At 77.7% G+C, this 15,971-nt stretch carries 12 protein-coding genes; 9 read left to right on the forward strand and 3 right to left on the reverse strand.

All coding sequences use genetic code 11. The features are described 5' to 3' along the window. The first annotated feature begins 84 nt into the window (after positions 1–84). Both radA and disA read left to right on the forward strand, forming a co-directional pair. Complete coding sequence (radA, locus tag AC2TDM_RS15240) at positions 85–1,491, forward strand: DNA repair protein RadA (protein ID WP_090031141.1); 1,407 nt, start codon at positions 85–87, stop codon at positions 1,489–1,491. Positions 1,492–1,625: 134 nt separating this feature from the next. After that, the gene (disA, locus tag AC2TDM_RS15245) at positions 1,626–2,717 is read left to right on the forward strand and encodes a DNA integrity scanning diadenylate cyclase DisA (RefSeq protein WP_090031311.1); all 1,092 of its coding nucleotides are present in this window, start codon (positions 1,626–1,628) and stop codon (positions 2,715–2,717) included. Between the two features lie 67 nt (positions 2,718–2,784). Here the strand turns inward: disA and AC2TDM_RS15250 are convergent, their stop codons facing one another. Next, positions 2,785–3,525, reverse strand: coding sequence for a hypothetical protein (locus AC2TDM_RS15250; RefSeq protein ID WP_239078608.1), 741 nt, complete (start codon positions 3,523–3,525; stop codon positions 2,785–2,787). 262 nt (positions 3,526–3,787) lie between these two features. Here AC2TDM_RS15250 and AC2TDM_RS15255 point away from each other — a divergent pair, with 262 nt between their 5' ends. The 6 genes from AC2TDM_RS15255 to AC2TDM_RS15280 all read left to right on the forward strand — a co-directional run bounded on the left by AC2TDM_RS15255 (position 3,788) and on the right by AC2TDM_RS15280 (position 12,291). After that, entirely contained in the window at positions 3,788–5,410 is a 1,623-nt protein-coding gene (locus tag AC2TDM_RS15255) for an esterase/lipase family protein (RefSeq protein WP_139224298.1), read from the forward strand. A gap of 158 nt (positions 5,411–5,568) precedes the next feature. Beyond that, the gene (locus AC2TDM_RS15260) at positions 5,569–6,501 is read left to right on the forward strand and encodes an HhH-GPD family protein (protein WP_373308385.1); all 933 of its coding nucleotides are present in this window, start codon (positions 5,569–5,571) and stop codon (positions 6,499–6,501) included. A 148-nt stretch (positions 6,502–6,649) separates the two neighbouring features. Then, positions 6,650–7,306: an RNA polymerase sigma factor gene (locus tag AC2TDM_RS15265; RefSeq protein ID WP_239078609.1), complete on the forward strand. Its 657-nt coding sequence runs from the start codon at positions 6,650–6,652 to the stop codon at positions 7,304–7,306. Beyond that, positions 7,303–7,839 (forward strand): hypothetical protein, encoded by a 537-nt coding sequence (locus tag AC2TDM_RS15270; protein ID WP_090031146.1) that lies wholly within the window; start codon positions 7,303–7,305, stop codon positions 7,837–7,839. Before AC2TDM_RS15265 ends, AC2TDM_RS15270 begins: the two co-directional genes overlap by 4 nt. A gap of 37 nt (positions 7,840–7,876) precedes the next feature. After that, on the forward strand, positions 7,877–9,595 hold the full coding sequence (locus tag AC2TDM_RS15275; RefSeq protein WP_090031148.1) for a S8 family peptidase: 1,719 nt from the start codon (positions 7,877–7,879) through the stop codon (positions 9,593–9,595). Continuing rightward, positions 9,592–12,291, forward strand: a complete 2,700-nt coding sequence (locus tag AC2TDM_RS15280; protein WP_484635187.1) for a CHAT domain-containing protein — start codon at positions 9,592–9,594, stop codon at positions 12,289–12,291. The genes AC2TDM_RS15275 and AC2TDM_RS15280 overlap by 4 nt, the downstream gene beginning before the upstream one ends. 4 nt (positions 12,292–12,295) lie before the next feature. Here the strand turns inward: AC2TDM_RS15280 and AC2TDM_RS15285 are convergent, their stop codons facing one another. Beyond that, complete coding sequence (locus tag AC2TDM_RS15285) at positions 12,296–12,838, reverse strand: amino-acid N-acetyltransferase (RefSeq protein WP_090031151.1); 543 nt, start codon at positions 12,836–12,838, stop codon at positions 12,296–12,298. Between the two features lie 9 nt (positions 12,839–12,847). Then, positions 12,848–13,873, reverse strand: a complete 1,026-nt coding sequence (locus AC2TDM_RS15290; protein WP_244890634.1) for a sugar-binding transcriptional regulator — start codon at positions 13,871–13,873, stop codon at positions 12,848–12,850. A gap of 242 nt (positions 13,874–14,115) precedes the next feature. On the opposite strand from AC2TDM_RS15290, the gene AC2TDM_RS15295 reads away from it, so the two are divergent. Next, complete coding sequence (locus tag AC2TDM_RS15295; RefSeq protein ID WP_090031152.1) at positions 14,116–15,945, forward strand: glycerol-3-phosphate dehydrogenase/oxidase; 1,830 nt, start codon at positions 14,116–14,118, stop codon at positions 15,943–15,945. Positions 15,946–15,971: the final 26 nt, after the last annotated feature.

Below are 15,971 nucleotides of genomic sequence, written 5' to 3' on the forward strand. Positions count from 1 at the left end.
AGCCTACCGACGGCGGCACCGTCCGCCGGGCCGGCGGGAGGGTCGCGCCCGGCCGTGTCGGAGGGTCCGTCTACGGTCGCCGCCATGACATCGACGAGCGTCCGCCGCGGCGACCGGACCGGCCGCCCCGCCTTCCGGTGCACGGAGTGCGGCTGGGGCGCGTCCAAGTGGGTCGGGCGCTGCGGCGAGTGCCAGGCGTGGGGCACCGTGCAGGAGGATGCCGGGCCGGGCGGCGGCGCCCCGCGGACGGTGGCGGCGGCGCCCACGCGCTCCCCGGCCCGGCCGATCGACCAGATCGACGTGGAGACCGCCCGGGCGCGCCCCACGGGCGTGGACGAGCTGGACCGCGTGCTCGGCGGCGGCCTCGTGCCCGGGGCGGTCGTGCTGCTCGCGGGCGAGCCGGGGGTGGGCAAGTCGACCCTCCTGCTCGACGTCGCGGCCCGGGCCGCGCGCGGCGGACGTCGCGTCCTCTACGTCACGGGCGAGGAGTCGTCGGGCCAGGTGCGCCTGCGCGCCGGTCGGATCCGGGCGCTGGACCCGTCGCTGCTCCTGGCCGACGAGACCGACCTGGCCACGGTGCTCGGCCACGTCGAGCAGGTCGCGCCGGACCTGCTCGTCGTGGACTCCGTCCAGACCGTGGCCTCCGACCGGGTGGAGGGCGCGCCGGGCGGCGTGGCGCAGGTGCGGGAGGTGGCGGCCGCCCTCATCGGCGCGGCCAAGCAGCGGGACATGCCCGTGGTGCTCGTCGGGCACGTGACGAAGGACGGGTCCGTGGCGGGGCCGCGGACGCTCGAGCACCTCGTCGACGTGGTCTGCCAGTTCGAGGGGGACCGGCACTCGCGGCTGCGGCTGCTGCGGGCGACGAAGAACCGGTACGGGCCGACGGACGAGGTCGGCTGCTTCGACCTGTCGGAGCAGGGCATCGTCGGGCTGTCGGACCCGAGCGGCCTGTTCGTCAGCCAGGCGCTGCACCACGTGCCCGGCACGTGCCTGACGGTCAGCCTCGAGGGACGCCGCCCGTTGGCCACGGAGGTGCAGGCGCTCGTCGCGCCGGGCCTGGCCCCCAACCCCCGCCGCACGACGAGCGGGGTGGACGGCAGCCGGCTGGCCATGGTGCTGGCCGTCCTGCAGCGCCGGCTCGGGACGCGGCTGGCGGACCAGGACGTGTACCTGTCGACGGTCGGCGGTGCCCGTGCGGTGGAGCCGGCGGCGGACCTCGCGCTGGCGCTGGCGGCCCTGTCCAGCCGCGAGGACCTCGCGCTGCCGCGCGGGCTCGTCGCCGTCGGGGAGGTGGGGCTGGCGGGCGAGGTGCGGACGGTGTCGGGGCTCGGGCGGCGGCTGGCGGAGGCGGCGCGGCTGGGCTTCACCCGTGCGGTGGTCCCGGCGCACGGCGTCGAGGGGCTCACCGCGCCGGACACGCTGCAGGTGCACGCGGTCGCGGACCTGGCCGGCGCCGTGGGCGCGCTCGGGCTCGCCGGCGGCGGCCGGTGAGGAGCGCGGCGCCGCCGGCACCGCTCGGCACGGCGGTCGGCGACCGCCCGCCGCCGACCGCGGCCCGTCCGCTTGCGGACAGCACGCCCCCGTCGCGGGGCGGCGCTGCCGTGCCGCGGGGTGCCGCCCGTACCATGCTCCCCGTGGCAGCCCCCGGCACCGACGACCTCCTGCGCTCGACGCTGGCCGCCGTCGCGCCCGGGTCCGAGCTGCGGGACGGCCTCGAGCGGATCCTGCGCGGCCGCACGGGTGCCCTCATCGTCCTGGGCATGGACCGGACGGTCGAGGCGATGTGCTCCGGCGGCTTCGTCCTCGACGTCGAGTTCTCGGCCACCCGCCTGCGCGAGCTGTGCAAGATGGACGGCGCCGTCGTCGTCGACAAGGACATCAGCCGCATCGTGCGCGCCAACGTCCAGCTCGTGCCCGACTCCTCCATCGAGACGTCCGAGTCCGGCACCCGGCACCGCACCGCGGAGCGCGTGTCGAAGCAGAGCGGCTTCCCCGTGGTGTCCGTGTCCGCGTCCATGCGGATCGTCGCCCTCTACGTGCACGGTCAGCGCTACCCGCTCGAGGACACGACGACGGTCCTGTCCCGCGCGAACCAGGCGCTGGCCACCCTGGAGCGCTACAAGTCCCGCCTCGACGAGGTCAGCGGCACGCTCTCGGCGCTCGAGATCGAGGACCTCGTGACGGTCCGCGACGTGTCCGCCGTGCTGCAGCGCCTCGAGATGGTCCGCCGCATCTCGGAGGAGATCGAGGGCTACGTCGTCGAGCTCGGGACGGACGGTCGCCTGCTCACGCTGCAGCTCGACGAGCTCGTCGGCGGCCTGGGCGCCGACCGGGAGCTCGTCGCCCGCGACTACCTCGACCCGCAGCGCGCCGACGCCACGGACGCCGGCGCCGCGCTCGACGCGCTGGCCTCGCTCACCTCGACCGAGCTGCTCGACATCGCCCTCATCGCGCGCGTGCTCGGGCTGCCGGGCGGCGGGGACACCCCGGACGCGGCGGTCGGCCCCCGCGGGTACCGCCTGCTGTCGAAGGTGCCCCGGCTCCCGGGGGCGATCGTCGAGCGGCTGGTCACCCACTTCGGCGGCCTGCAGAAGCTCCTGGCGGCCGGCATCGACGACCTCATGGCCGTCGACGGCGTCGGGGAGCAGCGGGCGCGGGCCGTCCGCGAGGGCCTGTCCCGGCTGGCCGAGTCCAGCATCCTCGAGCGCTACGTCTGACCGGTTCCAGCATCCTCGAGCGGTCCGTCTGACCGTCCCGCCTGCCGATCCAGGCCCCCGGTCGGCCTCAGCCGAGGGTGAAGACCGCCGGCTGGGCCGTCGCACCCGCGACCGAGAACGTCAGGGCGTAGGTCCCCGACCCCGCGGTCGCCTGCCCGCCGGGGCAGCCCGGTGCCGACCGGACCCGGTCCCACGCCAGGCTCTGCTCGTCGCCCGAGCCGCCCGCGAGCAGCAGCAGGCGGGAGCCCTCCCCCTCCGGCACGCAGTCCCGCGGCGACCACACGCGGTCGTCGCCCGAGGTGAGCACGACCTCCCGGTGCGCGTCCCCCGCGTCGACGAGGCACGGGTCGTCCCCGGTGTTCTCGATGCGCAGGGTGAACGTCGGGTCGGTGCCCGCGGGGAAGGCCGTCGTCGTCGGCACGGCCGCCACGCGCAGCGCGTCGGCCGTGCACAGCGGCACGCCGGAGATCTCGCTGGGGCTGGGGCTCGGTGCCGCCGCCGGCGCCCCCTCCGCACCGGAGGCGTCGCCCGTCGCCCCCTGCGCCGAGGCCTGCCCGCCGGCCACCCCGGCGACGAGCGCCCCGGCCGCCGGGCCGTCCGTCGCGGCCGCCCCCTCGTCGGGCGACAGGAGCCTCACCACCGCCACGACGGCGACGACCACCGCCGCGACCAGCGCCAGCAGCACGACCAGCGCGACAGCGCGACGCCGGCGGTAGACGTGCGCGGGCAGGGGCCGGGCGGCCCCGGTCCCCGGGCGCGCGCCGCCGGGCGAGGGCCGCCCCGACGGGGCACGGGTGGACGCGGGCACGCGGCTCTCCTCGGGACGGGTCCGCACGGGGACGGGTGCGACGGGTCGGTCGGGCGCCGGGCGCGGCACCCGGTCGTCGTCACCCTAGGCACGACCGCCGGCGGCCCGGGGAGGCCCGGCGGCGCGTCGTCGGGGCGGCGTCGGAGCGGCGTCGGGGCGTGCGGTACGCCGGCGAGGGCCTTCCGGCGCGCCCGCGCCCGCGCGTAGCATCCCGAGCGGGGCAGGGGTGCCCGGCCCAAGTGGCGCGGACCGAGGGGGCCGCATGACGACGGCAGCTCGACCACTGGTGCTCGTCCGCGGCTTCGGCGGCGTGGACGTCGGCGACGAGACCGCCAGCCCCTACCAGGGCTTCAACGACGGCTCGGTCTACCCCACCCGGCGCGGCGAGAACTACATCTACGAGGGCTTCGTGCTGCGCGCGCTGAAGTCCGAGCGCTACCCGTACCGCGACGCGACGAACGTCGTCGGGTTCTACGCCCGGGACGTCGACCCCCCGCACGACCCGCGGCACCTCGACGAGGACTCCGTGCGCGGCAGCGTCGTGCTCGACCCGACGACCGAGGCGCGCGTGCTGCGGACGGGTGTGGCCGGGACGATCTGGGTCTACCGCTACTACGACCTGCGGCCACGCGCCCTCGAGCGCTACGGCGAGGGGCTGCACCGGCTCGTGCGGCTGATCGAGCGGTCCGCGGCCCGCCACGGCGAGGACTTCGACGGCGTCGACGTCGTCGCCCACAGCATGGGCGGCCTCGTCGTGCGCGAGGGCCTGGCGAGCATGCACCGCGAGGAGGCCGGCGCGGCCCTGCGGCTCGTGCACCGCGTCGTCACGCTCGGCACCCCGCACCGGGGCATCGCCTTCCAGCGGGCGCCCGGGTGGCTGTTGCGCATGCTGCCGCTGGTCGAACGGGCCGAGCGGGAGCTGTCGTCGTTCGACCCGACGAGCACGCGGTTCACCGAGTGGGCCGAGTGCTTCGACGTCCGACGGGTCCTCACCGTCGTGGGCACGAACCACCGCGCCTACGGCGTCGCGGTCGCGTCGGCGGCCAACCGCCTGGCCACGCTGCTCGACGAGGGCACCCTCGCGCACCACCGCAGCGACGGGCTCGTCCTGCACTCCTCCGCCCAGCTGCCGGGGGCGCCGCGGACCTTCGTGCACAAGTGCCACGGCGGTCCGGACTCGCTCGTAACCTCGCGGGAGACGTACGAGATCGCCATGCGGTTCTTCCACGGCACGCATCGCGTGACGCTCCGGCTCGACGAGGCCGACGTCAGCCGGGGCGGGGACCTCTTCGGGCGCAGCGAGTTCTACCTCGGGGTGTCGGTGAAGCCGCGGTTCGTCGACTTCGAGCTGGTGCACCACAGCGCCGAGGCGCAGAACTGCTACGGCCCGTTCCACCGTCCTGACCTGACCGACCCCCTCCCCGACCTGCAGGAGGAGCTGTCCCGACCGCTCGCCGAGCGCGGCGACCGCACGACGGGCTGGGCGGGGCCGGACCGCCTGCTGTGGGAGGGGTGGGTCGACGCGGGGGCGGTGCCGGAGGGCGCCCAGGGGCTGGTGCTGCGCCTCGACGTCTACCTCGGCGAGCGCGACAGCACGGGCCTCGGCTTCTCCGACAACGTGGTCTTCCACAAGCAGTACTACGTGCAGGTCTTCCCCGGCTCGCCGTGGGAGCTGTACGTCCACACCGGCGAGCGGTACCTCGTCGACGACCCCGCCCACGACCGGGCGAACGACCAGGACGGCATCCGGGCGGTCGCGCGCCCGGGGGCCGCGGCCGAGGTCCAGTCCTCCCGCGAGGTGCCCGGCCACCCCGACGAGCGCACGTTCGACGTCGCCGGCACGGGCTTCTCGGCCCGATTCCGCGTCGGCGTCGGGCCCGCGTAGGCCGGCCGCCACCGCCCTGAGGACCAGCCCGGCACCGGCACCGGGGTGACGACGCGGTGGGGCAGGATGCCGCGGTGCCCCCCGCCGCGCCGTCCGACGTCCCCCCGACCGTGCCGGCGAACATACGGCTGGGCGGCCCCGCCGACGTGCCCGCCGACGTGCCCGTCGACGCGCCGGCCGACGCGCGGGCCGACGCCTCGCCCGCGGACGTCCGCGAGCGCGTCGTCGCCTGGTTCGACGAGCACCGCCGCGACCTGCCCTGGCGCGCGCCCGACCGCACCGCGTGGGGCGTGCTGGTCAGCGAGGTGATGCTGCAGCAGACGCCCGTCGTCCGCGTCGAGCCGGCGTGGCGGGCGTGGATGGCGCGCTGGCCGACCCCGGCCGACCTCGCGGCGGCGGGCACCGACGAGGTGCTGCGGGCCTGGGACCGGCTGGGCTACCCGCGTCGGGCGCTGCGGCTGCAGGAGTGCGCGCGGGCGGTCGTCGAGCGGCACGGCGGCACCGTGCCGGCGACGGCCGACGAGCTGCTGGCGCTGCCCGGCGTCGGCTCCTACACCGCGGGGGCCGTGCTGTCCTTCGCGTACGGCCGGCGGGCCGTGGTGCTCGACACGAACGTCCGGCGGGTGCTGGCGCGGCTCGCGGTCGGCGAGGCGCTGCCCGGGCCGGCCGTCACGGCGGTCGAGACGCGGCTGGCGGAGGCCTGGCTGCCCGACGACGACCTCGGTGCCGCCCGCTGGGCCGCCGCCTCGATGGAGCTCGGCGCGCTCGTGTGCACCGCCCGGTCGCCGCGCTGCGCGGCCTGCCCGGTCGAGGACGCCTGTCGGTGGCGTCGCGCCGGCAGCCCGCCCGACGCGCACGCGCACCGCCGGCGCACGCAGGCCTGGACGGGGACCGACCGCCAGGTCCGCGGACGTGTCATGGCCCTCCTGCGCGAGGCCCCGGGCCCCGTGCCGGCGCACGTCGTGGCGGGCACGTGGCCCGACCGCGTCCAGCGCGAGCGGTGCCTGGCGGCGCTCGTCGCGGACGGCCTCGTCGTCGAGCAGGCGGGCGCCGGCGAGGACGACGAGGTCGCCTACGCCCTGCCGCGCTGAGACCCCGCCGCAGGACTCCCGCCGCAGAACACCCGCCGCCGGGTATCAGGACGCGGCGGCCCGGCTCCTGACCCCCGACAGGAGGGGGCCGACGATGCCGACCGCACCACCCTTGTGGGCGACACCGCCGCGGGGCCAGCATGTCGCCGTGGACGACCGCACGCGGGCGCACGGCGCGTCCGTCGTGGCGCCCGCGGCCGAGGCGCCGGTCTGGGAGGTCGCGGCCGAGGCCTTCACGGCCTGGCGTGACGGCGACGCGGCCGCCGTCGGCACCCTCGTCCGCGCGCTGACGCCCACCCTGTGGCACGTGGTGCGGGCCTACCGGCTCGACGAGGAGACGGCCCGCGACGTCCTGCAGGTGGTGTGGGGCCGGCTCGTCACGCACGCCGCCACCGTGCAGGACCCCCGCGCCGTGACCGCGTGGCTCATGACGACGGCCCGCCGGGAGGCCTGGCGCGCGGCCGGCCGCGAGACCCGGGCGCACGCCGCCCCCGACGAGCTGCTCGAGCGGGCCGCGCCGCCCGTCCCCGGCGCCGACGAGCTCGTCGGCACCCGGGTGCGGGACCGGGTCCTGTGGCAGGCGGTGGCCGCGCTGCCCGAGCGGTGCCGCCGCCTCCTGCGCGTCGTCGCGTTCGACGAGCGGCCCGACTACCGGCGCATCGCCGAGGACCTCGGCATGCCCGTCGGCAGCATCGGCCCGACCCGCGGCCGGTGCCTCGTCCGGCTGCGGGCGCTGCTGGCGGGGACCGAGGCCGGTCCGCCGGCGGAGGGCGACGCCCTGCCCGGGACGGGGGCGGGGACGTGAGCGCCACCGACGACGCCGCGCTGCTGCGCCGGCTGCGCGCGCTGTGGGAGGAGGCCGACCCCGTCCCCGCCGACCTGGCCGACGAGGCGCTCGCCGCCGTCGAGGCCGCCGGGCTCGAGGCGGAGTGGGCCCTGCTCGACGCGGTCGGCCTGCCGGGCGGGCTCGTCGGCGCCCGCGGGGACGACGACGTGCGCACCCTGCAGTTCTCCGACGGCGTCCACGACGTGCTCCTGCGCGTCGCCGCCCTGGCCCCGGGCGCGACCGGTGCCGTGGGTGCCGTGGGCGTCGCGGGACCCGCCCCCGCCCCGCGGCGGGTCGACGGCTGGGTCGCGCCGGCCCGGCCGGGGCAGGTCGTGCTGCGTCGCGGGGACGACGAGCTGCGCGCGGAGGTGGACCGCCACGGCCGCTTCGCCCTCGCCCGCGTCCCGGCCGGGCCGGCCAGCCTCTGGTTCGAGCCGGCCGACACGCCGGCACCGGAGGACGCGGACGCCGCCCGTCCCCTCGGCTGGCGCACCCCGGCCTTCGAGGTCTGAGCCGCACCCACCCGCAACCCGAGCAGAGGAGTGCACCGTGACACCGCAGCGACGCCGGCGTCCCGCGGACCCGAGGGCGGCCGCGGGGCCGCGCTGGTCCCCGGAGGTCCCCAGCACGCGGTGGGCGGCGCTGCCGGCCGCCGCCGACCGCGTCGTCCTCGACGAGCGCACGGCCGTCCCCGTCCACCCGACCGTCCGCGCGCCGGACCGGCTGCTCGTCTCCACGCTGCGCGACCCCGAGGCCGCCGTCGCGCTGCTGCAGGAGGCCGCGGACGACCTCGGGTGGGTCGTCGAGCGCGACCCGGACGGCGCCCGCACCTCCTTCACCGAGGACGAGCGCCGCACCCGCGAGCGCGCCGAGCGGCTCCCCTGGGCCACGGGACCCCTGGGCCTCGTCGTCCTCGTCGTGCGGGCCGGTCCGCAGGCCCTGCTCCCGCCCGACGCGTGGGCCCTGCTGCAGCGGGCCCGGCGGCGCGCGCGCTCACCGCTGGACCTCGTCGGCGTCGGGCTGGACCACGCGGTGCTGCTCACGGGCCGGCTCTCGTCGAGCCCCTTCCACCAGAGCAACCCGTTCCACCAGTCGAACCCGTTCCACCAGAGCAACCCCTTCCACCAGTCCAACCCGTTCCACCAGAGCAACCCCTTCCTCGGCGAGGGCACGGCGACGTCGGCTTACGCCCTGCCCGGCTCCGGCGGGCTGCAGCCCGTCGCGTGGGCGGGCGTCCGGCCGTCGCGCGACCCCTCCCCCGACCGCCCCCGCACGGCGGTCGGCGTGCTGGACACCGGCTGCGGCCCGCACCCCTGGTTCGACGAGGCGCCGGTGCCCGTCGTGGAGCGCGCGGTCACCGTCGACGGCCGGCCGGTCGGGCTCGACGACCCCCTCGCCGACCCGGAGGTGCACCCCGACCAGACCGGGCCCCTCGACGGGGTGCGCGACCCCCTATCCGGGCACGGCACCTTCATCGCCGGCCTCGTGCACGCGGCCGCCCCCGACGCCCAGGTGCTCGCGTGGCGGGTCGTCGGCTCGGACGGCGCCATCGCGGAGAGCGACCTCGTCGCGGCCCTGGACTCCCTGGCCGAGCTCGTCACGCGCGAGGCCGACGCCCCCGGGACGGGTCGTGCCCTGGACGTGCTCAACCTGTCCCTGGGCTACTACCACGAGACCCCCGTCGACGCCCTCCTCGACCCCACGCTGTACGAGTACCTGGCGGCCATCGGCCGGACGGGGACGGTCGTCGTGTGCTCGGCGGGCAACGACGCGACGGCCCGGCCGCTGTTCCCGGCGGCGTTCGGGCCGTGGAGCACCGGGGCGCCGCCGGTGGTCGTGGACCCGCAGGCCGCGCCGCTCCTCGCCGTGGGGGCGCTCAACCCGGACGGCACCGACGCGCTCTTCTCCAACGCGGGCCCCTGGGTCGGCACGTGGGCGCCTGGCGCGGCCCTGGTCTCGACGCTGCCGACGGGGTTCGACGGCGGCTGGGGCGCGCTCGCGGCGACGACCGCCGGCGGCCGGCGGCGCTCCACGGTCGACCCCGACGCGTTCGGCGGCGGGTTCGCCGTCTGGAGCGGCACGTCCTTCGCCGCCCCCGTCGTCGCCGGGCGCATCGCGGCCGTGCTCGACGAGAGGCTGCGCGCGGAGGGCCCCGCACCGGACTCGGCCGCCCGCGTGCAGCGCGCCCGTGCCGCCGTCGAGCGGGTCCTGGCCCGCGGCGAGGCCGCGCGGCGGGTGCTCCTCGCCGCCCGCGCGCCCGGCGGGTGAGGGCCACGCGCACCGGTACGACCACCCGCACGGCCACCCGTACGGCCACCCGCACAGCCCCGGCCGACGCCGCCGCGCTGCACGCCCGCGCCCTCGCGCTGGTCAACCGCGGGCGCCCGGCAGCCGCCCGCCCCCTGCTGGACCGAGCCGCGACCGCGGCGACCACCGCCGGAGACGGCGACCTGCTGGCGCGGGTGCTCGGCACGCGCGCGTACGTCGAGGCCGAGACGGGGGACGCGCCGGCGGCCGTGGCGCTGTGCGAGCGGGCGCTGGCCGTGCCGGGCGTGGACGGGCAGGTGCGGGCGACGATCGCGGGGCAGCTGGGCCTCGTCGAGCTGCGGCGCGGGGACGCGCGGCGCGCGCTGACCCACCTCGACCGGGCCCTGCCGGGCCTGCACGAGCCCGCCCTGCGCGCCCGCGTCCTGCTCAACCGCGGGAACGCGCACCTCGAGCTCGGCCACGGCGCCGCCGCCGAGCGCGACTACGCCGCCGCGCACGACGCCTACCTCGCCGCCGGCCGGCGCACCGACGCGGCGCTCGCCCGGCACAACCAGGGGTACGCCGCCGGCCGCGCGGGGGACCTGGCGCTCGCCCTCGACCTCATGGCCGGCGCGCGCGACGACGCGGTCGCGGGGTCGCCCGTCGCGACGGCGGTGTCGGACGCCGACCGCGCCGAGGTCCTCCTGGCCGCCGGGATGCCCGCGGAGGCAGCCCCGCTGCTCGCCCGCGCGGCCGCCGTGCACGGGGCCCACGGCCTGCGCCGGCCCCAGGCCGAGGCCGAGGTGCTCCTGGCCCGGACGCTGCTGACCTCCGACCCCGCGCGGTCGGCCGTCGTGGCCCGGCGTGCCGCGCGGCGGCTGCGCGCCCACGGCGCCCCCGTGCCGGCGCTGCGGGCGGAGGTCGTCGCGGCGGCGGCCGCGACCGCGGCCGGCCGTCCTCCGGCGGCGGCGGACCTCGACGACCTGGAGGCCCGCGCCCGCGCCGCCGGCCTGCCCGACGAGGCGACCCTCGTCGCGCACCTCGCGGCGCGCGCCGTCCTGGCCCGCGAGGGCGCGGCCGCGGCGTGTGCGCGGCTGAGGCGGGGTCGGCTCCCGGCCCGCGCGGGGGCGACCGTGTCCACGACGACGCTCGTCGCCGCGCTGGAGGTGCGGGCGACCGTCGCGCTGGCCGCCGGACGGCGGGCCGAGGCGCTCGCCGCCGCGCGACGCGGCACGGACCTGCTGCGCCGGTGGGAGGCGCGGCTCGGGTCGCCGGACCTGCAGGGCGGGGTCGCCGGTCACGGGCGCGGGCTCGCCCTGGTGGGGACCGCGGCCGCGCTGGCGGGGGGCCGGGCCGAGACCGTGCTGGCGTGGTCCGAGCGCGCGCGCGGGCTGGCGTCGGTCGCGGTGGGCCCCCGGGCGCCCGGGACCGACCCGCCGACGCCCCTCGCCGCCGCCGGCGACACCCTCGGCGCCCCCGTGACCGACCCCGCCCGCCACCCCGCGCCCGACCCCGCCGCCGAGGCGGAGCTGACCGAGCTGCGCGCGCTCGGCGCGGACGCGACGGGTCCGGACCGGGCGCGCGCGGAGGCCCTGCAGCGCCGGCTACGGGAGCGGCGCTGGGTGGCCGCCGCCGGCCCCGAGGAGTCGCGCGGCGACGGCGGCGGCGGTGACGGTGACGATGAAGGCGGCGGCGACCGTGACGGCCCCGTGCCGCCGGTACGCCTCGCGGCGCTGCAGGCGGCGCTGGCGGCCACCGCGACGACCGCGCTCGTCTGGGTCCGGACGGCGGACGGCCTGCACGCGCTCGTCGTCGGGCCGGCGTCCGCGCGGCTGGTCGCGCTCGACGCGACGGGTCTCGGGCCGGACCTCTTCGCCGGTCTCCGGGCCGACCTCGACGTCGTCGCGGCCCGGCTGCCCGCCGCGCTGCGCGCCCCCGCGCGGGCGGCGCTCGACGAGCGGCTGGCCCTCCTCGCGGCTCGGGTCGTCGCGCCGGCGCTCGCCGCCGTGCCGACGTCGCGGGTGGTCCTGTCCGTGCCGGGCATGCTGGCGGGCGTCCCGTGGACGCTCGTCCCCGGGCTCGACGACCGCGCGGTGACCGTCGCCCCGTCGCTCACGCGCTGGGTCCGGCAGGTGGGAGGGCCACGGCCGGCGGCGCACCCGCCGGGCCCCGCGTCGGCGCTCCTCGTCGCCGGCCCGGACGTGCCCCGGGCGGAGGAGGAGGTGCGCGCGGTGGCGGCCGTCCGGGCGGCGACCGGGCTGGCGAGCACGCTGCTCGTCGGGCCGGACGCCACGACCGCCGCCGTCGCCGGTCCCGCGGCCCGTGCCGACCTCCTGCACCTCGTCGGGCACGGGCGGCACGCGCCCGAGAACCCGTGGTTCTCCGCGGTCCGACTCGCCGACGGGCCCTGGTGGGGCTACGACGTCGGCCGGCTGGCGGCGGTGCCGACGACGGTGGTGCTGTCCGCGTGCGAGCTCGGCCAGGCGTCGGGCCCGTGGGGCGACGAGTCGCTCGGCATGGCACGCGCCTGGTTGCACGCCGGTGCACGCTGCGTGCTCGCGTCCCCCGCCGCCGTGGCCGACGACGAGGCCTGCGTCCTGCTGCCGGCCGTGCACGCGGGACTGGCCGCCGGGCGCTCGCCCGCGGAGGCGCTCGCCGACGCCACCGCGAGCACCGGTGCCCGCACGCCCGTGCAGGCGTACGGCGCCGGCTGGTAGGGCGCTACAGCTCCAGCAGCATCCGCGTGTTGCCCAGGGTGTTGGGCTTCACGCGTGCGAGGTCGAGGAACTCGGCGACGCCGTCGTCGTGGGAGCGCAGCAGCTCGGCGTACACCGCGGGCGTGACCGGCGTGCCCTCGATCTCGCGGAAGCCGTGGGACCGGAAGAACGCGACCTCGAAGGTCAGGCAGAACACCCGCTGCAGCCCGATCGACCGCGCCCGCGCCACCAGCCCGTCGACGAGCGCGTGCCCCACGCCCTGGTGCCGCGCGCGCGGCGAGACCGCCAGCGTGCGGATCTCCGCCAGGTCCGACCACATGACGTGCAGCGCCCCGCAGCCCAGGACCTCGGGCCGCCCGCCGCCCGTCGTGCCGCCCGTCGTGCTGGACGGTCCCGTGCTCTCGGCGACGAGGAACTCCTGCACCGACTCGTAGTAGCCCACCCACTCCTTGGCCAGCAGGATGCGCTCCGCGGCGTAGGGCTCGACGAGGTCGTGGATCGCGTGGACGTCGGCCGGGAGCGCGGGCCGCACGTGGAACGAGGTCACGGGCGCAGGCTAGCCCGCACGCCGTCCGCGCCCCCGTCGCGCCGGCCCGCCGCCGGCGTGCTCGAGCAGGCGCGTGGCCGTCAGCTCGTCGATGACCAGGTCCGTGACCACCCCCGCACGCAGCGCCGCCAGCAGGGGGGCGATCTTGTTGTCCCCCGCCACGACGCACACGCGCCGCGGGACGCGCACGAGCTCCTCCGGCGTCGGCCCCGTCGCGCGGGCGTTGAGGCCCACGTCGCGCCAGGAGCCGTCGGCGCGCAGGAACACCGTGCACACGTCCCCGACGACGCCCTCGGCGTGCAGGGTCGCCACGTCCTCGTCGTCGAGGTAGCCCGCGGCGTAGACGTGGCTGGGCACCGCACCCGCCACGGCGCCGACGCTGAACAGCGCGATGTCCGCGCGCCGCTGCATGTCGAGCACGCGCAGCACCGACCGCTCGCGCCACATCGCCGCCTTCGTCTCCGGGAAGTCGAAGAACGCGGGCACCGAGAAGTGGTGCACGGCGGCCCCGAAGGCGGTGCCGAAGCTCGAGATGAGGTCGGAGGCGTACTCGATGCCCGACGTGCGCATGTTGGCCGCGCCGTTGAGCTGCACCACGGCGGACCCGCGGGTCGGCTTGGGGGCCAGGAAGCGCGAGACGGTCGCCAGCGTCGTCCCCCAGGCCACCCCGAGCACCATGTCCGAGTCGAACCACGACGACAGCAGCCGCGCCGCCGTCATGGCGACCTGGTCCAGCCGCTCGACCTGGCCGGCGGAGTCGGGGACGGGCACGACGTACGCGTCGAGCCCGTAGGCCGCCGCGACCGTCCGCCCGAGGCCCGGGGCCCGCGTGCTGGCCGGCCGCAGCGTGATCTCGACCAGGCCCGTCTCGCGCGCACGTTTGATCAGCCGCGACACCGTGGACCGCGAGGTGCCCAGGTGCCGCGCGATCACCTCCATCTTGAGGTCCTGGAGGTAGTACATCGACGCCGCACGCAGGACGTCCTGCTCCCGTTCCGCCACCTCCATGCCGACCTCCTCGTCGCCCAGGGGCATCGTGGCCCGCCGACTCGCGGCCGCGCCAGGGGCCTGCGTGCACGTCCGTCCGCCCTCGAGACCACCCCTCCGGGGGACGGGGAGGCCATTGTGCACATCCGTTCAGCGGTGTTGCGCGAACGTTCGTCCCCTGGGAACGATGTCGGGGCAGGAGGCCCGGTGGGCCGCGGGGACGCGCCCGGCCCTGCCGGGCCGCACGACGGACCACCGGTGCGACGAGGCACGACGAGAGGACCTGGCCCATGAGAACCGCTCCGCTGACCGCGGCGGCCCGCCGCGACGCGCTCGACCGGATGCGCCGCAGCACCGAGAGGGACGCCGAGCTCGACGTCCTCGTCGTCGGCGGTGGCGTCACCGGTGCCGGCATCGCGCTCGACGCCGTGAGTCGCGGGCTGTCGACGGCGATCGTCGAGGGGCAGGACTGGGCGTCGGGGACGTCGTCGCGCTCCTCGAAGCTCGTCCACGGCGGCCTCCGCTACCTGCAGATGCTCGACTTCCACCTCGTCCGCGAGGCCCTCACGGAGCGCGACCTGCTCATCACGCGGCTGGCGCCGCACCTGGTCAAGCCGGTGTCGTTCCTCTACCCGCTGGAGAACCGCGTCTGGGAGCGGGCCTACGTGGGGGCGGGCGTCGCGCTGTACGACACGCTGGCCTCCGTCTCCGGCAGCCGCCGCGCGATGCCGATCCACCGGCACCTGACGCGCAAGGGCATGGAGCGCCTGTTCCCGGACCTGCGCCACGACGCCGCCATCGGCGCGGTGCGCTACTGGGACGCGTCCGTCGACGACGCGCGGCTCGTCGAGACGCTGGTGCGCACGGCCGTGTCCTACGGCGCCCACGCCGCCAGCCGCACGCAGGTCGTCGACCTGCACACGACGCAGGCCGGGGCGGTCACGGGCGCCGAGCTCGTCGACCTGGGGACCGGCGAGCACCTGGACGTGCGCGCCCGCTCGGTCATCAACGCCACGGGCGTGTGGACCGAGCAGACCGAGTCGCTGGCCGGCTCCGACGGCGGCCTGCGGGTGCTGGCCTCCAAGGGCATCCACATCGTCGTGCCGCGCTCGCGCATCGCCGGCGACACCGGGCTGATCCTGCAGACCGAGAAGTCGGTCCTCTTCATCATCCCGTGGTCGCGGTACTGGGTCATCGGCACCACGGACACCCCGTGGGAGCAGGAGCTGACGCACCCGGTCGCGACGAGCGAGGACATCGACTACGTCATCGACCACGCGAACACGGTCCTGGCACGGCCGATCACGCGCGAGGACGTCATCGGCACCTGGGCCGGCCTGCGCCCGCTGCTGCAGCCGGGCACGAAGGAGGGGACCTCGTCGGCCAAGGTGTCGCGCGAGCACACCGTCGCCTCGCCGGTCCCGGGCCTCACGGTCATCGCCGGCGGCAAGCTGACGACGTACCGCGTCATGGCCAAGGACGCCGTCGACTTCGCGATCGGCTCCCGCGCGACGACGCTGCCCTCGCTCACGCACGACCTGCCGCTGGCCGGCGCCGAGGGCCTGTCGGTCTTCCAGCGCCAGGCCAAGAGCATCGGCGACCGCTGGGGCTGGGACCGCTTCCGGATGGACCACCTGCTGCACCGGTACGGCTCGCTGCTGTCCGAGCTCGTCGAGCTGTGCGAGGCGGACCCCGGCCTGGCCCTGCCGCTGGAGCACGCGCCGGCGTACATCGGCGCGGAGATCGTCTACGCCGCCAGCCACGAGGGCGCGCTGCACCTGGACGACGTCCTCATGCACCGCACCCGGCTCAACTACGAGCAGGCGGACAAGGGCGTCGGCGCCCTCGAACAGATCGCCGACCTCCTGGCCCCCGTCCTCGGCTGGGACGACGAGACCCGTCGTCGCGAGATCGCGGCGTACGTCGCCCGGGCCGAGGCGGAGGACCGCGCCGCCCAGCAGCCCGACGACCGGTCGGCCGAGGCGGCCCGCCTCGCCGCCGAGGACGTCGTGTCGCTCCTGCCCCTCGACGGCACGGGGCACAAGGGTGGGAACCCGGGGGCGGGGCTCAAGCCCGGCTCCCCCGCCGGCATGGGGACCGCGGCCCCCTACGGCACCTGAGCTCGACCGGCGGCACCCACCCCGCG

This window comes from Cellulomonas sp. plas2, from assembly GCF_057221735.1.

Coding starts and splice junctions, on each gene's coding strand:
- AC2TDM_RS15255 (WP_139224298.1), top strand. CDS start 3,788: ATGACGACGGCAGCTCGACCACTGGTGCTCGTCCGCGGCTTCGGCGGC.
- AC2TDM_RS15295 (WP_090031152.1), top strand. CDS start 14,116: ATGAGAACCGCTCCGCTGACCGCGGCGGCCCGCCGCGACGCGCTCGAC.
- AC2TDM_RS15290 (WP_244890634.1), bottom strand. CDS start 13,873: ATGCCCCTGGGCGACGAGGAGGTCGGCATGGAGGTGGCGGAACGGGAG.
- disA (WP_090031311.1), top strand. CDS start 1,626: ATGCTCCCCGTGGCAGCCCCCGGCACCGACGACCTCCTGCGCTCGACG.
- radA (WP_090031141.1), top strand. CDS start 85: ATGACATCGACGAGCGTCCGCCGCGGCGACCGGACCGGCCGCCCCGCC.